21 protein-coding genes are annotated in these 19,707 nt (G+C 63.7%); 12 read left to right on the top strand and 9 right to left on the bottom strand.

What is annotated here, in order from left to right:
- Nucleotides 1-84: 84 nt before the first annotated feature.
- On the bottom strand, nucleotides 85-765 hold the full coding sequence (locus WHZ77_RS18995) for an SDR family oxidoreductase (RefSeq protein ID WP_375309327.1): 681 nt from the start codon (nucleotides 763-765) through the stop codon (nucleotides 85-87).
- Between the two features lie 120 nt (nucleotides 766-885).
- On the opposite strand from WHZ77_RS18995, the gene WHZ77_RS18990 reads away from it, so the two are divergent.
- Nucleotides 886-1,677: an SGNH/GDSL hydrolase family protein gene (locus WHZ77_RS18990; protein WP_375309326.1), complete on the top strand. Its 792-nt coding sequence runs from the start codon at nucleotides 886-888 to the stop codon at nucleotides 1,675-1,677.
- Here the strand turns inward: WHZ77_RS18990 and WHZ77_RS18985 are convergent.
- Nucleotides 1,622-2,365, bottom strand: coding sequence for a tyrosine-protein phosphatase (locus WHZ77_RS18985; RefSeq protein WP_375309325.1), 744 nt, complete (start codon nucleotides 2,363-2,365; stop codon nucleotides 1,622-1,624). The two genes, WHZ77_RS18990 and WHZ77_RS18985, sit on opposite strands and share 56 nt — an antisense overlap.
- Nucleotides 2,366-2,438: 73 nt before the next feature.
- Between WHZ77_RS18985 and WHZ77_RS18980 the strand changes: the two genes are divergently transcribed.
- Nucleotides 2,439-2,765: an MliC family protein gene (locus WHZ77_RS18980; protein ID WP_375309324.1), complete on the top strand. Its 327-nt coding sequence runs from the start codon at nucleotides 2,439-2,441 to the stop codon at nucleotides 2,763-2,765.
- Nucleotides 2,766-2,876: 111 nt separating this feature from the next.
- Here the strand turns inward: WHZ77_RS18980 and WHZ77_RS18975 are convergent, their stop codons facing one another.
- On the bottom strand, nucleotides 2,877-3,080 hold the full coding sequence (locus tag WHZ77_RS18975) for a DUF2735 domain-containing protein (protein WP_375309323.1): 204 nt from the start codon (nucleotides 3,078-3,080) through the stop codon (nucleotides 2,877-2,879).
- A 539-nt stretch (nucleotides 3,081-3,619) separates the two neighbouring features.
- Between WHZ77_RS18975 and WHZ77_RS18970 the strand changes: the two genes are divergently transcribed.
- The 6 genes from WHZ77_RS18970 (at nucleotide 3,620) to WHZ77_RS18945 (ending at nucleotide 8,636) form a co-directional block, all read left to right on the top strand.
- A complete protein-coding gene (locus tag WHZ77_RS18970) occupies nucleotides 3,620-4,654 on the top strand; it encodes a glutamine synthetase beta-grasp domain-containing protein (RefSeq protein WP_375309322.1) in 1,035 nt (344 codons plus the stop codon).
- 198 nt (nucleotides 4,655-4,852) lie between these two features.
- Nucleotides 4,853-5,554, top strand: a complete 702-nt coding sequence (locus WHZ77_RS18965; protein WP_375314766.1) for a GrlR family regulatory protein — start codon at nucleotides 4,853-4,855, stop codon at nucleotides 5,552-5,554.
- 18 nt (nucleotides 5,555-5,572) lie between these two features.
- Nucleotides 5,573-6,256 (top strand): substrate-binding domain-containing protein, encoded by a 684-nt coding sequence (locus WHZ77_RS18960; RefSeq protein WP_375309321.1) that lies wholly within the window; start codon nucleotides 5,573-5,575, stop codon nucleotides 6,254-6,256.
- A gap of 32 nt (nucleotides 6,257-6,288) precedes the next feature.
- Nucleotides 6,289-7,110 (top strand): tetratricopeptide repeat protein, encoded by an 822-nt coding sequence (locus WHZ77_RS18955; protein WP_375314765.1) that lies wholly within the window; start codon nucleotides 6,289-6,291, stop codon nucleotides 7,108-7,110.
- Between the two features lie 113 nt (nucleotides 7,111-7,223).
- Nucleotides 7,224-7,691 carry a hypothetical protein gene (locus WHZ77_RS18950; protein ID WP_375309320.1) on the top strand — a complete coding sequence of 156 codons (468 nt, stop codon included), beginning with the start codon at nucleotides 7,224-7,226 and terminating at the stop codon, nucleotides 7,689-7,691.
- Between the two features lie 240 nt (nucleotides 7,692-7,931).
- Nucleotides 7,932-8,636: a GrlR family regulatory protein gene (locus tag WHZ77_RS18945; protein WP_375309319.1), complete on the top strand. Its 705-nt coding sequence runs from the start codon at nucleotides 7,932-7,934 to the stop codon at nucleotides 8,634-8,636.
- Nucleotides 8,637-8,777: 141 nt separating this feature from the next.
- Here WHZ77_RS18945 and WHZ77_RS18940 read toward each other — a convergent pair whose 3' ends face one another.
- From WHZ77_RS18940 to WHZ77_RS18925, 4 genes are all read right to left on the bottom strand, one after another.
- A complete protein-coding gene (locus WHZ77_RS18940; protein ID WP_375309318.1) occupies nucleotides 8,778-9,989 on the bottom strand; it encodes an ABC transporter substrate-binding protein in 1,212 nt (403 codons plus the stop codon).
- 83 nt (nucleotides 9,990-10,072) lie between these two features.
- Nucleotides 10,073-11,245, bottom strand: a complete 1,173-nt coding sequence (locus tag WHZ77_RS18935) for an NADH:flavin oxidoreductase/NADH oxidase (protein ID WP_375309317.1) — start codon at nucleotides 11,243-11,245, stop codon at nucleotides 10,073-10,075.
- Nucleotides 11,246-11,296: 51 nt separating this feature from the next.
- On the bottom strand, nucleotides 11,297-12,508 hold the full coding sequence (locus tag WHZ77_RS18930; RefSeq protein ID WP_375309316.1) for a CaiB/BaiF CoA transferase family protein: 1,212 nt from the start codon (nucleotides 12,506-12,508) through the stop codon (nucleotides 11,297-11,299).
- 17 nt (nucleotides 12,509-12,525) lie between these two features.
- Nucleotides 12,526-13,371 carry an amidohydrolase family protein gene (locus tag WHZ77_RS18925; RefSeq protein WP_375309315.1) on the bottom strand — a complete coding sequence of 282 codons (846 nt, stop codon included), beginning with the start codon at nucleotides 13,369-13,371 and terminating at the stop codon, nucleotides 12,526-12,528.
- Between the two features lie 480 nt (nucleotides 13,372-13,851).
- Here WHZ77_RS18925 and WHZ77_RS18920 point away from each other — a divergent pair, with 480 nt between their 5' ends.
- The 3 genes from WHZ77_RS18920 to WHZ77_RS18910 all read left to right on the top strand — a co-directional run bounded on the left by WHZ77_RS18920 (nucleotide 13,852) and on the right by WHZ77_RS18910 (nucleotide 17,309).
- Entirely contained in the window at nucleotides 13,852-14,592 is a 741-nt protein-coding gene (locus tag WHZ77_RS18920; RefSeq protein WP_375309314.1) for an IclR family transcriptional regulator, read from the top strand.
- A gap of 149 nt (nucleotides 14,593-14,741) precedes the next feature.
- The gene (locus tag WHZ77_RS18915) at nucleotides 14,742-16,364 is read left to right on the top strand and encodes an ABC-F family ATP-binding cassette domain-containing protein (RefSeq protein WP_375309313.1); all 1,623 of its coding nucleotides are present in this window, start codon (nucleotides 14,742-14,744) and stop codon (nucleotides 16,362-16,364) included.
- 69 nt (nucleotides 16,365-16,433) lie between these two features.
- Complete coding sequence (locus WHZ77_RS18910) at nucleotides 16,434-17,309, top strand: MBL fold metallo-hydrolase (protein ID WP_375309312.1); 876 nt, start codon at nucleotides 16,434-16,436, stop codon at nucleotides 17,307-17,309.
- 168 nt (nucleotides 17,310-17,477) lie between these two features.
- On the opposite strand, the gene WHZ77_RS18905 is transcribed toward WHZ77_RS18910, so the two are convergent.
- Together WHZ77_RS18905 and WHZ77_RS18900 are read right to left on the bottom strand one after the other, a co-directional pair.
- Nucleotides 17,478-17,726, bottom strand: a complete 249-nt coding sequence (locus WHZ77_RS18905) for a hypothetical protein (RefSeq protein WP_375309311.1) — start codon at nucleotides 17,724-17,726, stop codon at nucleotides 17,478-17,480.
- A gap of 116 nt (nucleotides 17,727-17,842) precedes the next feature.
- The gene (locus WHZ77_RS18900) at nucleotides 17,843-18,805 is read right to left on the bottom strand and encodes an alpha/beta hydrolase (RefSeq protein ID WP_375309310.1); all 963 of its coding nucleotides are present in this window, start codon (nucleotides 18,803-18,805) and stop codon (nucleotides 17,843-17,845) included.
- 122 nt (nucleotides 18,806-18,927) lie between these two features.
- On the opposite strand from WHZ77_RS18900, the gene WHZ77_RS18895 reads away from it, so the two are divergent.
- A complete protein-coding gene (locus WHZ77_RS18895; protein WP_375309309.1) occupies nucleotides 18,928-19,605 on the top strand; it encodes a nitroreductase in 678 nt (225 codons plus the stop codon).
- Nucleotides 19,606-19,707: the final 102 nt, after the last annotated feature.

Genomic DNA, 19,707 nt, shown 5'->3' with positions numbered 1-19,707 from the left:
GAGAATCAGTTGCGGACAGTCTAGAGCGTTCCCGGCTTCGATTGAATCAGAGCCGATAAACCGGACGATCCGATCTGAATGCGGCTACACCCGCCCGCTCACCGGGATCAGCGCGCCGGTGATGCCGCTCGCAGCGTCGCTGGCGAGAAACAGGATCACCTCGGCGAGTTCCACCGGCGTGACCCATTTGGAAAAATCCGCCTTCGGCATATCCGTGCGGTTGGCTTTGGTGTCGATGATCGACGGCAGTACCGCATTCACCGTGACTTTGCCTTTCCACTCGCTCGCCAGAGCCTCGGTGAGGCGATGCACGCCGGCTTTGGACGCCGCATACGGGCCCATCCCGGAGCCGGCCTGAAGCGCGCCCATCGCGCCGATATTGACGATGCGGCCGGACTTGGATGCGGCCAGATGCGGCAGCGCGGCGTGCGAGGTGTTGAGGGCGGTCAGCACGTTGAGCGCATGCATGCGTTGCCACGTCTTGATGTCGCCGTCGCCGACGGTCTCGAAGGCGAAGCCGCCGGCGATGTTGATCAGCGCGTCGAGCCGGCCGAAATGGTTTGCGGCCGCCTCGATCGCTGTCTTCGCTTGTGCCGCGTCGGACAGATCGACGCCGCCGATCTCGATCCGCTCCGGCGTCGTCGAAAGTTGCGAGGGGGCGTGATCGATGCCGGCGATACGCGCGCCGCGTGACTGCGCGGTTTCGGCAACGACCTTGCCAAGCGCGCCGAGCGCGCCGGTGATGACGATGATTTTTCCCTGCACGAGCCTCTCCGTCGGTTCAGTCCACGTCGGACTATTGCTCTCCGTGAATTGGACTTGCAATGGCGGCACCCCCTGGAATGGGCTATGAATACAACTTTAGATCGCGGAGGAGGTTGTTTCATGCCTGACAATTTTCCAACCCTCGAATTTCCCGCGTCAATCGTTGATCTCAAACATCCGCTGGACAATTTCCGAACCGCGCTGGCCGGAACGGGGCCCGTACGCATCATGGCGATGGGATCGTCTTCGACGGCCGGACTCGACAATGTCGTTGCCTATCCCGCGCGGCTCGAACTGTATTTGAGAAAACACTTCAAGGAACACGATCAGCGCCCGAACATCCGGATCGACGTACTCAACCGGGGCAAGGGCGGCGAAGAGGCGAACCTGGAAGTGCCTCGGTTCAACGACGACATCTTTGCTGACAATCCATCGCTGGTGCTTTGGCAAGTTGGGACCAACGCCGTTTTCCGCCAGAAGGAGTTCGACTTCGACGAGGTGGTCCGCAAAATCGCGGAGGGATTGAACCTCCTTCACGCTCATCCGACCATCGATGTCGTGCTGATCGATCCGCAATACACGACGGCCATGCTGTTCGGCGACAACGCCGAGCTGGCCGAAAAGATGGTTTCTGCGATCCGAGCCGCCGCGCAAGACGCCGAGGTCAACCTGTTCCAGCGCTGGGCGCTGATGCGGCACTGGCACGTCTACAACCAGGCGTCGTTCGAGCAGCTCGTTGCCCCGGACGATGGGCTGCTGCTGCACCAGAGTGACTGGAGCACAGTGCACGTCGCCCGTGCCCTTCGTTCGGCGATCCTCAAGGCAACTGGAGCCACGCAAAAATGCGGGTGCTGGATTACGACTGCAGATAACGCGCCTGCAGCGCCTCTCGCTCTTGCGGACCAATCTTGAGCCCGTCGCGCAAGTAGGTGTCGAGATCGCCATACTCGCCGTCGACGGCTGCGAAGGCCGCCTCAAGGTAGGAGGTCTCGACGCTGCCGATGGCACTGCGCACATCGTCCGGCAGATCGGTGGCAGCCGTCGCATCGCGCCGGTAAAACTGGTTGGTGAGGAGATAGTCCTCAGCAATGATCTCGTCGGGCACGCCCAGCGCATGCAGGATCAGCGCGCTGGCAAAGCCGGTGCGGTCCTTGCCGGCGGTACAGTGGATCACGAGCGGGGCACGATCTTCCAGCAGATGACTGAACAGCGCGCGGAAGCTATGCGTGTTGTGCCGGACGTAGTTGCGATAGGATTCGCGCATGATATCGAGCGCGACCGGCGCCGTCAGCCTGCCTGCGACGAGCTCGGCGCGCAACGCGGCCACGACCGTGGGCTCGATCGGCAGCGAATGCACGGCGATCTCGTTCACGACGCAGACCCCGGCCGCGCGCTCCTCGACGCCGCGAAAGTCGAATGCGCTGCGCACGCCCAGTGCACGGACGACCTCGATGTCTTCGGCGGTGAGCTGGCCGAGATGGTTGGAGCGGAAGATGTGCCGCCAGCGTGTGGTGCGGCCGTCGGCGGTCGGATAGCCGCCGAGGTCGCGAAAATTGCTGGCGCCTTGCAGGCTGAGATGGCGGGCAGGGGAGTCTGACATGGGTTCAGCTTGGGCTATGTTTCCACCGGACGCGCTTGATAGGCGTCCTTGAGTTCTATTACAGGGGGCGATCATGGGCCGGCACAAGGCCATTCTTTTGGCGATCACCATGCTTGCGGGGGGAGTTCTCAGTGCGCGCCAGGCGGACGCGCAGACGTTCCGGACCTACCGCTGCGCTGATGGTACGCAGTTCATCGTCGGATTTTATGACGACGACAAGCGCGCCTTCGTCCAGATCGACGGCGAGCCGGCGACTCGCGCTAAGCGGCTGACGGTCTCGGGCGCGCGCTATTCGGGGTCTGGGATCACGTTGAGAATCCCCAACAGCGGGGCGACCACGGTCAAGCATCTCAAGCGGCCCGTGACGGCCTGCGCGGTGATCGAAAAGGCCGGCCTGTAGGCGGGAGGGCTGCAAGAATCAAAAAGGGTCGAAACCTCGTTGTTTCGACCCTTTTTCAAACTGCCGCCGGGCGCTTGCGAGAGCGCGGCGGTATCTTACCAAACACTGGCATTAGCGTTCCCATTTGGGCTTGGCTTCATCGACCGCGTCCTGGTGGTACCAGCTGTCGCTGCAGATCGAGACGTTCGCGGGAAGCGAAGCGTGATCGGCGGGGAAGCGGGAATCGCCATAGCGGTGCCCGGCGAGAGCCGCGCGGCCCCCGACGGGGAATTGATAGATCTTCGCAGATCCGTGACTCAGTCCGTTGTTCATCATTTCAATTGCTCCTGGGTCGAAGCGCCTTGGCCTCCATGGTGCGCCCGACTCGTTCGATTGTGGTTACTGGAATCCCCATATCGGCCGCGCATCCGGGATTTGAAAGTGCTGAAAAGGAAATCAGTTTCAGCTCATTTTGTAGGCAGCTCGCCTTCTGCATCCACCAGGGCAGGCGATGGGTGACCAACGCTTGGGCCATTCCAAAGGTTGCTGAGCACGGTCGGAGACTTCGCGAAAATTGCTGGACGTTGATGCGCGTTTCATCGGCAACCTCCGGCGCCGGACCGGCTGCTCCGGAATCGGGCGTTTTCCTCGGGGTTTTTGCAGTGCAGCTTCACGCAACGGTGCGCGGCTATGACGCATGCCACTGTGGACGGTTTGCCGCCTCTGGGGACATCCCGGGCGCCGTGGAAAACCCAGCGCGCTGCGGCCTTTTGGCACGTTAAATGCTTGTAAAGGGCCGGCCGATGGTGGCCGGGTAAACAATCGTGCGGGGGCCCCCGGGCCCCCACCTTTCGCATCATCTACAGAGAGGCTCAATGACCAAGTATAAGCTCGAGTACATCTGGCTCGACGGATATACGCCGACTCCGAACTTGCGCGGCAAAACACAGATCAAGGAATTCGCGTCGTTCCCGACGCTCGAGCAGCTTCCGCTCTGGGGCTTCGATGGCTCCTCCACCCAGCAGGCCGAAGGCCACAGCTCCGATTGCGTGCTGAAGCCGGTCGCCGTCTTCCCGGACGCCGCGCGCACCAACGGCGTGCTCGTGATGTGCGAAGTCATGATGCCCGATGGCAAGACCCCGCACGCGACCAACAAGCGCGCCACCATTCTCGACGATGCCGGCGCCTGGTTCGGCTTCGAGCAGGAATATTTCTTCTACAAGGACGGGCGTCCGCTCGGCTTCCCGGTCTCCGGCTATCCGGCGCCGCAGGGCCCGTACTACACCGGTGTCGGCTTCTCGAACGTCGGCGACGTCGCCCGCAAGATCGTCGAAGAGCATCTCGACCTCTGCCTGGCTGCCGGAATCAACCATGAAGGCATCAACGCGGAAGTCGCGAAGGGCCAGTGGGAATTCCAGATCTTCGGCAAGGGCTCCAAGAAGGCCGCCGACGAAATGTGGATGGCCCGCTACCTGATGCTGCGCCTGACCGAGAAGTACGGCATCGACATCGAGTTCCACTGCAAGCCGCTCGGCGACACCGACTGGAACGGCTCCGGCATGCACGCCAACTTCTCGACCGAGTACATGCGTACGGTCGGCGGCAAGGAGTACTTCGAGGCGCTGATGGCGGCCTTCGACAAGAACCTGATGGACCACATCGCCGTCTACGGCCCGGACAATGACAAGCGTCTGACCGGCAAGCACGAGACCGCGCCGTGGAACAAGTTCAGCTACGGCATCGCCGATCGCGGCGCCTCGATCCGCGTTCCGCACTCCTTCGTCAACAACGGCTACAAGGGCTATCTGGAAGACCGCCGTCCGAACTCGCAGGGCGACCCATACCAGATCGCTTCGCAGATCCTGAAGACGATCGCGTCCGTCCCGGTCGACAAGAAGGCGGCCGCCTAAGATCCTCCCGGCCCGGGCTGGGGGGCTGGCCCGGGTTGGCTCTCAATCCGCCGGAGCGACAAGCTCCGGCGGATTTTTTGCATCCTGATGACAACCGTTGTTGTGGGTCTGCCGGCCATGCCGGCTTGAAATCTGTCCATCACCTCTGAAAGCAGGATAGACTGGCGCCGGATGCGCGCGGGGCCGGGGACACGGCTGGTGTTTGAAGGCTTCTACAAGGTCAGATTTCAGCTCGGCGACGCGGTCGGCCGGAGCGTGATGCATGCCGGCAACGGCAAGATGCTCGGTGGCAACTCGGCCTTCGCCCATATCGGCAGCTACGAGAAGACCGACGGCGGCGTCGAAATCGTCATCAAGACCGTGCGCCACAATCCCGACCCGGCCTATCGCGCCATGGCAGGCACCGACGACGCCACGTTGCTGGCGAAGGGTTTTGCCGACGGCGATCTCTATCATTTCAAGGGCGAGCTCAAGGAGCTGCCGGGCGTGCCGTTTCAGTCGGTGATGACACCGATCACGGAAGACGAGGTGCCGATCGCCGGCGGCGTCGGCGAGGCCGGCATTGCCGACGGCCTCTATTCGATCCACCTGCGCATGCTCGACGGCGTCGATGGCGGCCTCACCGGCGTGATGCTGCTGAATGGGGGGCGCATCCTCGGCGGGGATGCCTCGTTCTACTATCTCGGCAGCTACACCGCCGCGAACGGGCGCTGGAAGGGCCAGCTTCTCAACCAGGAGCACACGCCGGCCAAGGACGATCCGATCTTCGGCGGCCACGAGGTCGGCATCGGCTTCTCAGGCACATATGATGCGGAGCGGGCCGTACTCGAGGCCACCGCACTTGCCGGCAAGCGCAGCCTGCGCCTCACCGCCGCGCTCAAGCTGATGCACCGCGCCTGATCGCGCCAGGAAATGCACATGGACAAAATTCGCATGCTCTCGACGCTCGGCCTGATGGGCGCGATGCGCAGCCTGTCCTCCGCCTTCGAGAGCGCGACAGGCATTCATGTCGATGCCGACTTCGCGCCGACGCTGGCGCTGCTCAAGCGGCTGCGTGACGGCGAGGCCGCCGATCTCGTGATCCTCACGCGCGAGGGACTTGACGAGATGATCGGCGAGGGCCGCGTGGTCGCGGGCAGCGCGGCGGATCTCGCGCGCTCCTTCGTCGGCATCGCCGTGCAGGCGGGGCAGGCGCATCCCGATATCTCGACCGAGGCCGCGCTGCGCAGGACGCTGCTCGCGGCGCGGTCCGTCGCCTATTCGCGGCTGGGCGCCAGCGGGGTCTATTTCACCCAGTTGATCCAGCGCTGGGGCATCGCGGCCGAGATCAACGCCACAGCCACCATCGTGCAGCAGGGCTTCACGGCCGAGCGGCTCGTCAGCGGTGAGGCCGACCTCGCCGTGCAGCAGATCAGCGAGCTGAAGCAGGTCGAGGGCATCGAGGTGGTCGAGGCGATCCCGCACGATCTGCAAACCCCGGCCGTGTTCTCCGTCGGCCTCATGGCGAACGCGAAGCATGCCGAAGCCGCCGACCGGTTGCTGCGCTATCTGGCTTCGCCCGAAGTCGTTCCGGTTCTGCGCCAATCGGGACTCGAGCCTTGAATTTGCCGATGCGCGGAAGCAACGTGGTGCCCATGCGGACTTATCTCCTTGCCATCCTCTTCGCGCTTGCCGCGCCCCTTGCGGCGCAGGCGCAATCGGCCGACCTCGTGCTGTGCGACCGCCTCGCCGCCGATCCCAGCGATCCCGACAAGCCGGCCGATGTGAGGGGCGTGGCGGAACTCGCCGCCTCCGACGTCGCGACCGCGATCAAGTTCTGCAAGCAGGCCGCATCGTCGTCGCGGCGGGCGATGTTCGCGCTCGGCCGTGCCTATGCGGCCAACCGGCAGACCGGCGAGGCGATCACCGCCTGGCGCAAGGCCGCCGACAAGGGCTCGAGCGCCGCGATGGTCGAGCTTGGCGTCGCCTACGGAACGGGCGTGGGCGTCGCCAGGGACGAGGCGCAGGCGCGAAAACTGTTCGAGAAGGCGGCGCAATCAGGCAACCCCCGCGGCGTCAGCAATCTGGCCGCGCTCGGCGGCACTGGCGGCGGCGCGCCCGCCGATCCCGCGCAGGCGCGCGCCTTGCTCGGCCGGGCCGCCGAGACGAACGCCGAGGCGCAGTATCAGCTCGGCCTGATGCTAGCCAACGGCACCGGGGGCCAGCAGGACGATGTCGCGGCGCGCGCGCTGTTCGAGAAGGCGGCCGCGCAAAACCATCCCGGCGCGCTGGAGCGGATGGGCGCCTTCGCGCAGGATGGCCGCGGCGGGCCGAAGGACAAGGATGCCGCCAAGGCCTATTACGAGCGCGCTGCCGCGCTCGGCGACGACGACGCCAAGAAGGCGCTGGAGCGTATTCGCTGTCCCTATGCCATCAAGGACAAGGCGGGCAAGCTCGTCACCACGCTGTGCTTCTAGTTCACCTCACGTGACAGCCGTTTGCGTCGGCGAGGTCGACGCGGCCTTGATCGAGCGCAAGGCCGCCGGGCCGTGCAGGCCTACACTCCCTTTCTTGGGAATGGAGACTTGCAATGAAGCTTCGAGCATGGATGCTGGCGCTGGCCGCTGTGGGAGCGGCAACCGCCGTGGCGGCGCAGGATCTGAAGACGCCATCCTCGGACCAGTACGTGCCGCGCCTCGGCGATATCATGGGCGCCGCGCAGACCCGCCACCAGAAGCTCTGGATGGCCGGCAAGGCGCAGAACTGGGAGCTGGCTGCCTTCGAGCTGCGCCAGCTCAAGGCGAGCCTGGTCGAGGCGGCCGTATTCTATTCCGGCATTCCCATCGGCAATGTCGCGACGCTGGAGCCATCGCTGCAATCGCTGTCCGACGCGATCGATGCGAAGGACGGCCGCAAATTCGCAAAAGGCCTCGGCGAGCTGACTGAAGGCTGCAATGCCTGCCACCGGTCGCTGCAGCGCAGCTTCGTCGTCATCAAGGTTCCCAGCGAGCAGCAGCCGTTCGCCAATCAGCAGTTTGCGCCGACCGGCAAACCGTGACGACGCCGCGCGCGACGAAAAACGTCGAAAACAACCCCATGCACAGTAGCCAAGCCGTTGAAATCGCTTGTTTCGTATTTTACGAAATATCGATTGACCCGTCGGGCAAAACAGGGGCATGATGGCATCGTGCAATGACCGGCTTTCGCGAATGGCCCTGCGCGGAAAAGCCGGATGGCCTTGGTGCGGCGAGGGTGCTAGGTAGTCCGCAATTCCCTCTGATGTTGCGGGTCGACTGCGTTGCTGGACGGGCTCTACAAGGTTGAATACGGAATCCACGATGCGTTCGGCCGCAGCATCATGTGCCTGCACGACGGCAAGATGCTCGGCGGCAATTCGGCGTTCGCCCACCTTGGAACGTATCAGGAGCGCGACGGCGAGATCGTCGCCGAGGTGATCACCGAGCGGCATAATGACGACCCCCACTACAAGCCGCTGATGGGCGCCGATGTCGCCACGATCAGCGCACGCGGCCGACTGATCGGCGACCAGATCCGCCTCGAGGGCAGCGCGGACACCATGCCGGGCGGCAACTTCTGGGCGATCCTCACCCGGCTCGACGACGGGGCTCTGCCGCCGCGCGGCACGATCGGGCAGGGCGGCATCGCCAACGGGCTCTACGGCATGAGCCTGCGCGCGCTCGACGGCGTCGATGCCGGGCTGTCCGGCGTGATGCTGCTGATCGACGGCCGCATCCTCGGGGGCGATGCGTTCTTCTACTATCTCGGCTCCTATTCCTCGGTGGACGGCCGTTGGAAGGGCGAGATGCTCAACCAGGAGCACACGCCGGCGAAGGGTGAAAATCCCGTGTTCGGCGGCTACGAGGTCGGGATCGGTTTCTCCGGGAACTGCACGGCCGACAGCGGCGAACTCGAAGGCATCGCGCTCGCCGGCAAGCGCAGTTTGCGGCTGGCGGCTTCGCTCAAGCTGATGCGGCGGGCGTAGAAGGGCCCCTATTATTCGAGCATGATCTTTACGGAAAACCGCTTCACAATTTTCCCGATCATGCTCGAGGCGCTTGGCGGACGCCCGAGCGGCAGCGCTGCGGCTGCCGCTCAGACTCCAACACTCTCCTGATGCCGAAAATCAGGACTTCTTCATGAGCGGACACTTGCTCTGGTCGCGCGGAATGTTGGCGTCGTCGGCCGAAATGGTCGAGACGACGTCGTAGAAGTCCCACGGCCCCTTGGACTCCTCAAGCGTCTTTGCATGCAGCAGATAATAGTCGTGGATGTGCATGCCGTCCTCGCGGACATGGCCATTCTCGGAGAAGAAATCCTTCACCGGCATCGATCTGAACTTCGCCAGCACGGCAGCCGTGTCGAGCGTTCCGGCCGCTTCGACGGCCTTCAGATAGTGCAGGGTGGCCGAGTACATGCCGGCCTGGACCATCGTCGGCATGCGGCCGACCTTCTCGAAGAATCGCTTGCCGAATGCGCGCGAGGCGTCGTTGCGATTCCAATAGAAAGCTTCCGACGTGTACAGGCCCTGCATGTTTTTCAGACCGACCGACTTGGCATCCGTGATCTGGAACAGCAGCGCCGCCACCTTCATCTTGCTCTTGAGGCCGAGCAAGCCGAACTCATGAGCCTGCATCAGCGAGTTGGAGGTGTCACCGCTGGCATTGGCGAGCGCCAGCACGTTGGCGCCTGAGCTCTGGGCCTGCAGCAGGAACGACGAGAAGTCGCTGGTATTGAAGGGGTGCCTGACCGCCCCCACGACCTTGCCGCCGTTCGCCTTGACCACGGCCGACGCATCGGCTTCGAACGCGTGACCGAAGGCATAATCGGCGGTCAGGAAGAACCATTCGTTGCCGCCCTGGCCCAGCAACGCCTTCGCCGTGCTGCGCGCCAGCGTCGCGGTATTGTAGGTCCACTGGAAGGTGTTGGGAGAGCACTTCTCGTTGGTGATCGTCGAGGCGCCGGCCGACGACACGATCATCATCTTGTTCTTGTCGCGGACCAGATCGGACAGCGCGAGTGCGACCGCGGAGTTTCCAATGTCGAGAATGACGTCGACGTTCTCGGTGTCGATCCAGCGCCTGGCGATGCCCGAGGCGATGTCCGTCTTGTTCTGGTGATCGGCGACAACCAGCTCGATCGGCTGCCCCAGCAGCTTGCCGCCGAAATCGGCGATCGCCATCTTGGCGACCTCGACCGACGCAGGCCCCGCGGCATCCGCGTATTGGCCCGACTGATCGTTGAGCACGCCGAGCTTGACCGGCTTCGACGCAGGCGCCTGCGCGTGAGCCGAAGCAAGGCTCAGGAAAACCATCGACGCTGCCAGCACATGTCTCATTTTCTTTAAACTCCCCATGAAATTTCTTATCGATGCTCGAGGTTACGATTGATGTTGCGACGTCACGGCGCGATCCGAAAATTCTATTCGGCCGCCTCGCGATAGCGCTCCAACCCGTCCAGACTTTCTCCATTGGCGCGAAGGGCACCGCCCCACTTGGCAAGCCACCACGCGTATTGTTCGGGCCATTTTTCGAAATTGCCGGTCAATCCGAAATGCTCTGCGGCGTGGAGCGCCCAGAACGGATCGAACAGCATCTGGCGGGCCATGAAGATCATGTCGGCACGGCCGTCCTGCAGGATCTTCTCCGCAAAATCCGGGGTCCGGATCATGCCGACCGCGCCGGTCGCGATGTCGGCCTCGTGGCGAATGCGTTCGGCAAACGGCACCTGGTAGCCTGGACCGCGACCGAGATTGGCATTGGTCGACCCGGCGCGGAGATTGCCGCCCGTCGAACAGTCGACCAGATCGACGCCGAGTTCCTTCAGCCTGCGGGAGAAGACGATGCTGTCTTCGATTTCCCAGCCACCGTCGATCCAGTCCGTGGCAGAGATGCGCACGAAGAGTGGCGCGGCCGAAGGAAGTGCGGCCCTCACGGCACGCGTCACTTCGAGCGGGAATCGCATTCGGTTTTCGAGGCTGCCGCCATATTCGTCGGTGCGGAAATTGGCGAGCGGCGACAGGAACGATTGCAGGAGATAGCCGTGAGCCATGTGAAGCTCGATGACGTCGAAACCCGCGAGCACGGCCCGGCGCGCCGTCGCGACGAAGGCATCGCGCACGCCGGTGAGTCCGTCCTTGCTGAGAGGAATGGGAGTCTGGAAGCCATCGGAGAATGCGACATCGGACGGTCCCGTGGGCACCCAGGTTTCCTCTCCCATCTCGATATCGCGGTCCGTCAAATGGCTATTGCCCCGGAACGCGCGCTGCTGGCTCGATTTGCGTCCGCCGTGATTGATCTGGATCGCGGCTTTTGAGCCGTGCGACTTGATGACATGAACGATCTGGCGCATGCCGTCGATCTGGCCGTCCTCCCACAGCCCGGGATCACCGTTGGTGATGCGTCCCTTTCGGCTGACCGACGTCTGCTCGACGAAGACGAGCCCGGCCCCACCCATGGCGAACTTGCCATAGTGAACCAGGTGGAACGGCGTAACGTAGCCGTTCTCGGCCGAATACATTCCCATCGGCGAGACGACGATGCGGTTGCCGAGTTCGACGCCGCGGAATGCAATGCTTTCAAACAGCTTGACCATTGTGATCTTCCCCTGAATTGGCGGACCAGGACATTCGCCGCTCGACGTTCGTCATGCTTGTGCAATGGCGCCGGAGCGGCGTAGCGCATCGATCTCGCCGCTGGACAGGCCGAGATATTCCGACAGGACCTCGCCATTGTGCTGACCGAGACGCGCGGACGGAACGTACTCGGGCGTCGCCGTGTCGTGCAGCACCAGCGGACTGCGATGAACGAGGATGTCGCCATATTCCGGATGCGCGATCTCGCGCAGCATGCCGCGGGCGTTGAGGTGCTTGTCCTCGGTTACCTCACGCAGGTCGCGAACGGCGGCGCAGGGCACTCTGTTGACGCGGCAAAGCTCGACGATCTCATCGCGCGTAAGTCGAGAGGACCACTCGGACACGACCCGGTCCGTCAGATCGATGTGCTTCAAACGATCGAGCACCGTTTTGAACCTGACATCGTCGGCCAGCTCCGGCCGCCCCATCGCGCGCGTCAGTCCGGTCCAATGCGATTCGTTGACGCTGATGATCGCGACATAGCCGTCGGATGCGGGATAGACATTGTAGGGCGCCTCCGCGAGCCCGCCGTGACGGTTGCCGGTGCGGGGCGCCGCGGCCTTGCGGTTGAAGACATCGGCCAGATTCGAAGCCATCGCCGGATAGACGGTTTCGACCATGGCGATCTCGACCAGCCGGCCGCGGCCGCTCTTTTCGCGATCGTAGAGCGCGGTGAGGATGCCGGCATAGAGATGAACGCCGCTGATGAAGTCGGTGATGGCCGGACCCGCCTTGACGGGGGGACCATCGGCAAAGCCTGTTACGCTCATGATGCCCGACACGGCCTGGACGGTCAGGTCCATCGCCAGATTGTCCCGATCGGGACCCGACAGGCCGTAGCCGGTGGCCGAGCCATAGATCAGCCGTGGATTGATGGCGCTGAGTGCAGCGTAGCCGACGCCCAATCGATCGAGCACGCCCGGCGCGTAGTTCTCGATCAGCACGTCGGCCTTTGCCGCGAGCTCCTTCAGGACCTTGACCCCGTCCGGCGACTTCAGGTTCAGGCTGATGTTGCGCTTGTTGGCATTGAGCATCGCGAACGGGACCGCGTTGCCCTTGCTGATGCGGGCGCGGTGACGCACCGGCTCGCCATTGGGCGGCTCGACCTTGATGACGGTCGCGCCGGCCTGCGCCATCAGGAATCCGCAATACGGTCCCTGATAGACTTGGCCGAGATCGATGACGGTCACGCCGTCGAGCGGCAACCTTTTGTCGTTGTCCAATGTGTCCTCGGCTCAGGTCAGAAGTTGTAGAGGCGCGCCGGATTGGCGATCAGGATCTTGCGGCGGATGGCTTCGTCGGGGACGCATTCGTGCAGCAGGCGAAGCAGGTCCTGAAGATCAGGCATCGTCTCGGCGCTGTGGCCGACATGGGGCCAATCGCTGCCCCACACGACCTGATCGGGCGCAGCCTGAACGATGGCGCGCATGAAAGGTGCCGTATCGGCATAGGGACGGCCGACACGCGTGTTGCGGTCGGCGCCCGAGATCTTGGTCCAGTAGCGGCCCGTCTTCAGCCGGTCGGTGAAGGCGCGAAAATCCGGATGCTCGTGTCCCTTGTCGGCCATGGTCCGCGACATGTGGTCGATCACGTAGTTCAGTGGCAGCTTCTCGAGTTCGGCTGCGGCAGCCGCAAGATCCGAACTCTCGATCCAGAGCTGCGCATGCCAGCCTCGCTCGGCGATACGGGGAGCGAGCCTGACCAGATCGTCGTAGCTGGTGCCGAGCGTCGAAACCGGCTTGCCGTCCTGCCGGATCATGGTGACGCGCACCGCCTTGAAGCCAGCGTCGGTGAGTTCATCGAGCCGCCGATCCGAGACGTCGGGACGCAGGATCGCGACGGCACGAAGCCTGTCGGGGTAGCGACGCAGCGCGTCGTAAGTGACGGCGTTATCGTCTCCAGATCCCACCGCATGGACGATGACACCGCGCGTGATGCCGAGCTTGTCCCAGATGGCAAAGGCGTCTTCGATCGTGAACGGCCGCGCGGCGGTGAAGCGTCCCTCGTTTCCGGCCGGAAAGCGATCGAAGGGGCCGTAGATGTGAAAATGACAATCGCAGCTGCCTTCGGGTAATCGATAGTCCATGCAAGCAACTTCCTGTTGTTTTTCGGTGATGGCCGAGGAGGAGGCGCCAGATCTCGTTGTCGCTCTGCGAGCCTGGCCAAGATCGCAGATCACTCGTGATTGCGCTTGTTGATCTTCAAAAGAAGGATCGGGAGGGGCTCAGTTCAGCTGCGGTCGCCCGAGCAGCGCGCGGGTCGAACCGAGCACATCAGCCGGTCGTGGCAGACAGATGGAATCCTGGCCTCATGACGCCTCCCTGTAAGCGCGCGTCACCTTTGGTGGGGCGCCTTTTGTTTTTTGGACGGCTATGCGCCGCGGCCTTGCGGCCGCCGGGAAGAATAAAGGGGGGGCGATGGGGTGTCCATAGTTTACATATATGTAGTTCTATTTCTATATATGTGTAAAAGATGGGGCGTTGATGCCGGGCCTGCAGACTGCCTCCCGCCTGAAGTCGGGCGTATCAAACCGATCCCTCGCGATACTCTTTCCAGATGTGTGAAAATGACGAATGCCACCATCAAGTCCGCGCAGCGGATTTTCGAAGTCCTCGAGTACTTTGAGGAAGTGAAACGACCGATTTCGCTGAAGGAAGTTGCGGCGAAGTGCGACTACCCGACGTCCAGTGCCGCGGCCTTGCTGAAGAGCATGGCGATGCTGGGTTACCTGTTCTACGACAGCTACAATCGCACCTACATGCCGACGATGCGCATCGCCCAGATGGGCCGGTGGTTGGATGCCGGGCTGTTCGGCGACAGCGCAATTCTTGCGCTCGTCAACTTCGTCCATGAGGAGCTGGACGAACTCGTCAGCATCAGCACGCAGTCCGATCTGCATGCGCAATACATTCACTGTCTGCAAACCAGCAAGCGTCTGCGGTTCGAAGTCAGGTCTGGCGACGTCCGGCCGCTTGCGATCAGCGGCATCGGGCGCACGTTGCTCAGCGGTCACACCGACGTCGAGATTGCCCGGCTCCTGCGCCGCATCAATGCCGTCTGCCCGCCGGAAGAACACTTCGAACTGAAGGCCTTGATGAAGATCATCAACGGCATTCGTCGCAACGGCTACATGTTCTCCAAGCACATCATCGTCCAGGACGCCGGGGTGATTGCGGCTTTGCTGCCAAAACGCGATTTCGGACGCCAACTGGTCCTTGGCGTCGGCGGGCCGGTCTCCCGTCTCGAAGAGCGGCAGGGCGAAATCCTGGCCTGTATTCGCGAAGGCATCGCGCGGTTCCTGATGTGACGCCTGTCGCGGCCGAACCCCGCCCAATAGCGAGACTTTGAGCCGAGTCCCCGTCGGGTCCTGCACGAAATCCGTACCCCGCCGGGCTTCCCCTTAGGGGCGGCATGGCCTATTACGCTGCAACGCAAAAATCCCCCTGAAAAGACCCCATGATCCGCCTCGACAACGTCAGCAAGCAAGCCGGCCACCAGATCCTGTTCATCGAAGCCTCCGCCGCCCTCAACAAGGGCGAGAAGATCGGGCTTGTCGGCCCGAACGGCGCGGGCAAGACCACGCTGTTCCGGATGATCGCCGGTGAGGAACTGCCCGACGAGGGGCAGGTCTCGACCGATCGCGGCATCACCATCGGCTATTTCAACCAGGACGTCGGCGAGATGAGCGGCCGCAGCGCCGTGGCCGAGGTCATGGACGGGGCGGGGCCTGTGAGTGCGGTGGCAGCCGAACTGCACGAACTCGAGACCGCGATGGCCGACCCTGACAAGGCCGACCAGATGGACGAGATCATCGCGCGCTATGGCGAGGTCCAGCACGCGTTCGAGGAGCTCGACGGCTATGCGCTCGACGGCCGGGCGCGCGAGGCGCTCTCCGGCCTCGGCTTCAGCCAGGAGATGATGGACGGCGACGTCGGCAAGCTCTCGGGCGGCTGGAAGATGCGCGTGGCGCTGGCGCGCATTCTCCTGATGCGGCCTGACGTCATGCTGCTCGACGAGCCGAGCAACCATCTCGATCTCGAAAGCCTGATCTGGCTCGAGAAGTTCCTGCACGACTACGAAGGCACGCTGCTGATGACCTCGCATGACCGCGAGTTCATCAACCGCGTGATCTCCAAGGTGATCGAGATCGATAGCGGCTCGCTCACCACCTACACCGGCGATTACGAGTTCTACGAGCAGCAGCGCGCGCAGAACGAGAAGCAGCAGCAGGCGCAGTTCGAGCGCCAGCAGGCCATGCTCGCCAAGGAGATCAAGTTCATCGAGCGCTTCAAGGCGCGCGCCTCGCACGCAGCCCAGGTGCAGAGCCGGGTGAAGAAGCTCGACAAGATCGAGCGGGTCGAGCCGCCGCGCCGCCGCCAGACGGTGGCGTTCGACTTCCCGCCGGCGCCGCGCTCCGGCGAGGACGTCGTCGCGCTCAAGAACGTCTACAAGGGTTACGGCAGCAAGCGCATCTATGACGGTCTCGATTTCATTATCCGCCGCAGGGAGCGCTGGGCGGTGATGGGCGTCAACGGCGCCGGCAAATCGACGCTGCTCAAGCTGATCGCCGGTGCGAGCGAGCCGGATCAGGGCACCGTGGCGGTCGGCGGCAGCGTCAAGATGGGCTATTTCGCCCAGCACGCGATGGACCTGCTCGACGGCGAGCAGACTGTGTTCGAGTCGCTCGAATATGCGTTTCCGACCGCGGGGCAGGGAAGCCTGCGCGCGCTCGCCGGCTGCTTCGGCTTCTCCGGCGACGACGTCGAGAAGCGCTGCCGCGTATTGTCGGGCGGCGAGAAGGCGCGTCTGGTGATGGCGAAGATGCTGTTCGATCCGCCGAACTTCCTGGTGCTGGACGAGCCGACCAACCATCTCGACCTCGCCACCAAGGAAATGCTGATCGCGGCGCTGGCGGATTTCGAGGGCACCATGCTGTTCGTCTCGCATGACCGCCACTTCCTGGCGACGCTGTCGAACCGCGTGCTGGAGCTGACGCCGGACGGTATCCACCAGTTCGGCGGCGGCTACACGGAGTATGTCGCGCGGACCGGGCAGGAAGCGCCGGGGTTGCGGAGCTAGCATTCCGCGGCGTGCCTTGACGCGCTGACGTCTCTCGTTACGCTCCCTGAAAAAGGGAGCGAGACAACCATGAAGCAGCTGCGGATCGGCGACATCACCATCGATGCGGTGATCGAGCGGGAGGGGCCGTGGCGGCGGCCGCAGGATTTTTTCCCGGCTTATGACGAGGGCGTGTTCAAGCGCCATCTGCTCACCATGGAGCCGGAGGTGTTCGATGCCGCGCGCGGCATGATGGTGATCACCTACCAGACCTTCGTGGTGCGTACGCCGCGCTACACCATCTTGGTCGACACCTGCACCGGCGAGGACAAGGGGCATCCGCCGCCGTTCGACTTTCCCGGCAAGGAGCGCTGGCGCAACGAGCTGTTCGCGGTCGGCATCTCTTTCGAGCAGATCGACTATGTGTTCTGCACGCACCTGCATATCGATCACACCGGCTGGAATACGAGCTTGCGCGACGGACGCTGGGTGCCGACGTTTCCGAATGCGAAATACGTCTTCCACAAGGGCGAGTACGCAGCGTGGGAGGCTGAGAACGCCAAGGGCAATAACCCACCCGGGACCGTGTTTCGCGACAATTGCCTGCCGATCGTCGAGGCCGGACAGGCGCTGCTGGTGGATGACGATTACGCGCTCGACGACACCGTCACGCTGACGCCGACGCCGGGGCATTCGCCGTGCCATTGCTGCGTGAACATTTTTTCGAAGGGGCAGCGCGCGGTGGTCGCGGGCGACCTCATGCATCACCAGATCCAGTGCCGCGAGCCGGACTGGTCGGCCAAGCCCGATTGGGACCCGAAGCTATCGGCGGTGTCGCGGCGGAAGTTCTTCGCCTCGGTGGCCGACACCGACACGCTGATCCTGCCGATCCATTTCCCGGCGCCGACGGTCGGGCTGATCAAGCCGCTGGACGGGGCGTTCGATTATCGGTTCAGGCGGGGGTGATTCTTGCTTTCACCTCGCCCCGCGTGCGGGGAGAGGTCGAAGTTGCGCGAAGCGCAAATTCGGGTGAGGGGGACTCTCCGCGAGTCTAACTATCTCCGTCCCCGCGGAGAGTCCCCCTCACCCCAACCCTCTCCCCGCACGCGGGGCGAGGGAGTAGATCACAGCGCCTTACGCGCCGACTTCGCACTTCTTCATGAAGCTGTTCTTGGCGGCGCCCGCGAGCGGTTTGCCGTCGGCGCTGACGGCCTTCGGCGTGCAGGCGTCTTCCTTGCACTTCTTCATGAACGACGTCTTGGCCGCGCCAGCGAGCGGCTTGCCGTCCTTGCCGACCGCTTTGCTCGCGCAGGTGTCGTCCGCGAGGGCCGAGCCCGCTGCAAAGGTGGCGACGATCGCTGCGAGAATAATCCGCTTCATCATGGGTGTCTCCCTGGAAAAAAATTCGCGAGCGGATAGGAGCCGCGAATCGTGGCGCAATCAAGCAGGATCGCGATCCGCCATCAGGCCGATCGCAGATTTTTCCATTCAGCCGCAGTTCAGATTCCGCGCGCCAGCAACGCCTTGAAATCGGCCCGCGCGCGCTGCGCCTCGGCGCGCGCCACCTCGGACGCATCGCCAAGGCCGAAATAGCCGTGGATCAGGCCGGCGCCCTCATGATGCTTGACCTGCACGCCGGCCGCCTCCAGCGCCTTCGCATAGGCGGCGCCCTCGTCGCGCAGGGGATCGAACCAGGCGGTGGTCACGATCGCAGGCGCGACGCCTTCGAGCGATGCGGCGCGGAGCGGCGAGACGCGCCAGTCGGCGGCATGGCCGGGATCGGCGAGATAGTGGCCGGAAAACCACTCCATCACCGCGCGCGACAGGAAGTAGCCATCGGCATTCTCGCTGCGCGATGGAAAGCGCGCATTCTGGGCGGTGTCCGCGTAGCTGCCGACGACGTCGGTCACGGGATAGACCAGCAGTTGCGCGGCGAGCTTGATGCCGGCATCGCGGCAGGCGATCGCGGTGGTGGCCGCAAGATTGCCGCCGGCGCTGTCGCCGCCCACTCCAAGCCGTTTGGCATCGCCGCCAAATTCCGCGACGCGGGTGAAGACGTCACGCGTTGCAGCGAAGGCGTCCTCGAAGGCGCCGGGAAAGCGTGTTTCCGGCGGACGGCGATAATCGACGGAGACGACGACGGCGCCGGTCTCGATCGCAAGGTTGCGCGCCTGCCGGTCATGGGTTTCGAGATCGCCCGCGACCCAGCCGCCGCCATGGAAGAACACCACAGTCGGCGCGGGTGTGGTGCCGACCCGGTAGACGCGCGCATCGAGCGGCCCGGCGCCGCCTTTGACCTTGATATCCGCGATCGCGTTGACGGGCGGCGGCGGCACGGCGGCGCGCGAGGCAGCCAGTGCGCGCAAGGCATCGCGCGCGCTCTGTGGCGTCATCGTGGTGGGATCGCGCAGCGGCAGCAGCGGGATGATCTGGGCAATGACGGGATCGAGCGGCGCGGGCATGGGTCAAGTTCTCCCCGGGGGTTCTTGGTCTTGCTTGGGGGTTAGCATAGATTTTGCGCGTCGCATCGGCAACCGGCGGTCTGTCGCGGTGTCGCCGGGTGAACAGGCAGGGAGGTCTTGAAGTGGAATTCGAAACGCTGGTCCAGTCGCGCCGCAGCGTGCGCGGTTTCAAGCAGCAGCAGGTATCCCGCGACGTGGTCGAGGCGATCATCGAAAGCGGCAAGCGCGCGCCGTCGTCGATGAACACCCAGCCCTGGCATGTGCATGTGCTCACGGGCGGCCCGCTGGAGGAACTGCGCCGCCGCAACATGGAGGAGATGGTGGGCGGCGCCAAGGTCAAGCGCGACATCGTCAGCCATGGCGAATACCAGGGCGTCCACCGCAACAGGCAGGTCGACATCGCCAAGAAATTGTTTGGCGCGATGGGAATCGCGCGTGACGACAAGCCGATGCGGCAGGATTGGGTGCTGCGCGGTTTCCGCCAGTTCGACGCGCCGGTCTCGCTGGTGCTGACCTATGACCGCGTGCTCGATCCCGGCGCGGTGTGCCATTTCGATCTCGGCGCGCTCTGCTACGGAATCGTGCTGGCCGCCTGGGACCGCGGTCTCGGTTCCGTCATCAACGGGCAGGGCATCATGCGCTCCGACATCGTGCGCGAGGTCGCCAACATTCCGGAAGACGAGGTCATCATGACCTGCGTCGCGATGGGTTATCCCGACGACGGCTTCGCCGCGAACGCGGTGCGCTCGGATCGCGAGGGCAATGACGCGTTTGTGCGCTATGTCGGCTTCGCCGACTAGCAGATCATTCTCTCGCGAAAATTTTTGCTGCGGCAGAGTGGCAGCCTCTTGCAATCTCGGTCGCGCGGGAGGAACAATATGCAGAGTGAAAGGTTTGTTGCT

Origin of the sequence: Bradyrhizobium sp. A5 (genome assembly GCF_042076515.1) — a bacterium.
In the GTDB taxonomy this organism is placed as follows: Bacteria; Pseudomonadota; Alphaproteobacteria; order Rhizobiales; family Xanthobacteraceae; genus Bradyrhizobium; species Bradyrhizobium cosmicum.
Note: the sequence above shows the minus strand (reverse complement) of the source record. Positions and strands in the feature narration are given on the sequence as shown.

Excerpts from the sequence above, each read along its gene's own strand:
- WHZ77_RS18950 (WP_375309320.1), top strand. The coding sequence starts at position 7,224 with ATGAAGCTTCGAGCATGGATGCTGGCGCTGGCCGCTGTGGGAGCGGCA.
- WHZ77_RS18970 (WP_375309322.1), top strand. The coding sequence starts at position 3,620 with ATGACCAAGTATAAGCTCGAGTACATCTGGCTCGACGGATATACGCCG.
- WHZ77_RS18990 (WP_375309326.1), top strand. The coding sequence starts at position 886 with ATGCCTGACAATTTTCCAACCCTCGAATTTCCCGCGTCAATCGTTGAT.
- WHZ77_RS18975 (WP_375309323.1), bottom strand. The coding sequence starts at position 3,080 with ATGATGAACAACGGACTGAGTCACGGATCTGCGAAGATCTATCAATTC.
- WHZ77_RS18955 (WP_375314765.1), top strand. The coding sequence starts at position 6,289 with ATGCGGACTTATCTCCTTGCCATCCTCTTCGCGCTTGCCGCGCCCCTT.
- WHZ77_RS18925 (WP_375309315.1), bottom strand. The coding sequence starts at position 13,371 with ATGGACTATCGATTACCCGAAGGCAGCTGCGATTGTCATTTTCACATC.
- WHZ77_RS18940 (WP_375309318.1), bottom strand. The coding sequence starts at position 9,989 with ATGAGACATGTGCTGGCAGCGTCGATGGTTTTCCTGAGCCTTGCTTCG.
- WHZ77_RS18935 (WP_375309317.1), bottom strand. The coding sequence starts at position 11,245 with ATGGTCAAGCTGTTTGAAAGCATTGCATTCCGCGGCGTCGAACTCGGC.
- WHZ77_RS18980 (WP_375309324.1), top strand. The coding sequence starts at position 2,439 with ATGGGCCGGCACAAGGCCATTCTTTTGGCGATCACCATGCTTGCGGGG.
- WHZ77_RS18900 (WP_375309310.1), bottom strand. The coding sequence starts at position 18,805 with ATGCCCGCGCCGCTCGATCCCGTCATTGCCCAGATCATCCCGCTGCTG.
- WHZ77_RS18985 (WP_375309325.1), bottom strand. The coding sequence starts at position 2,365 with ATGTCAGACTCCCCTGCCCGCCATCTCAGCCTGCAAGGCGCCAGCAAT.
- WHZ77_RS18920 (WP_375309314.1), top strand. The coding sequence starts at position 13,852 with ATGACGAATGCCACCATCAAGTCCGCGCAGCGGATTTTCGAAGTCCTC.
- WHZ77_RS18910 (WP_375309312.1), top strand. The coding sequence starts at position 16,434 with ATGAAGCAGCTGCGGATCGGCGACATCACCATCGATGCGGTGATCGAG.
- WHZ77_RS18915 (WP_375309313.1), top strand. The coding sequence starts at position 14,742 with ATGATCCGCCTCGACAACGTCAGCAAGCAAGCCGGCCACCAGATCCTG.
- WHZ77_RS18960 (WP_375309321.1), top strand. The coding sequence starts at position 5,573 with ATGGACAAAATTCGCATGCTCTCGACGCTCGGCCTGATGGGCGCGATG.
- WHZ77_RS18905 (WP_375309311.1), bottom strand. The coding sequence starts at position 17,726 with ATGATGAAGCGGATTATTCTCGCAGCGATCGTCGCCACCTTTGCAGCG.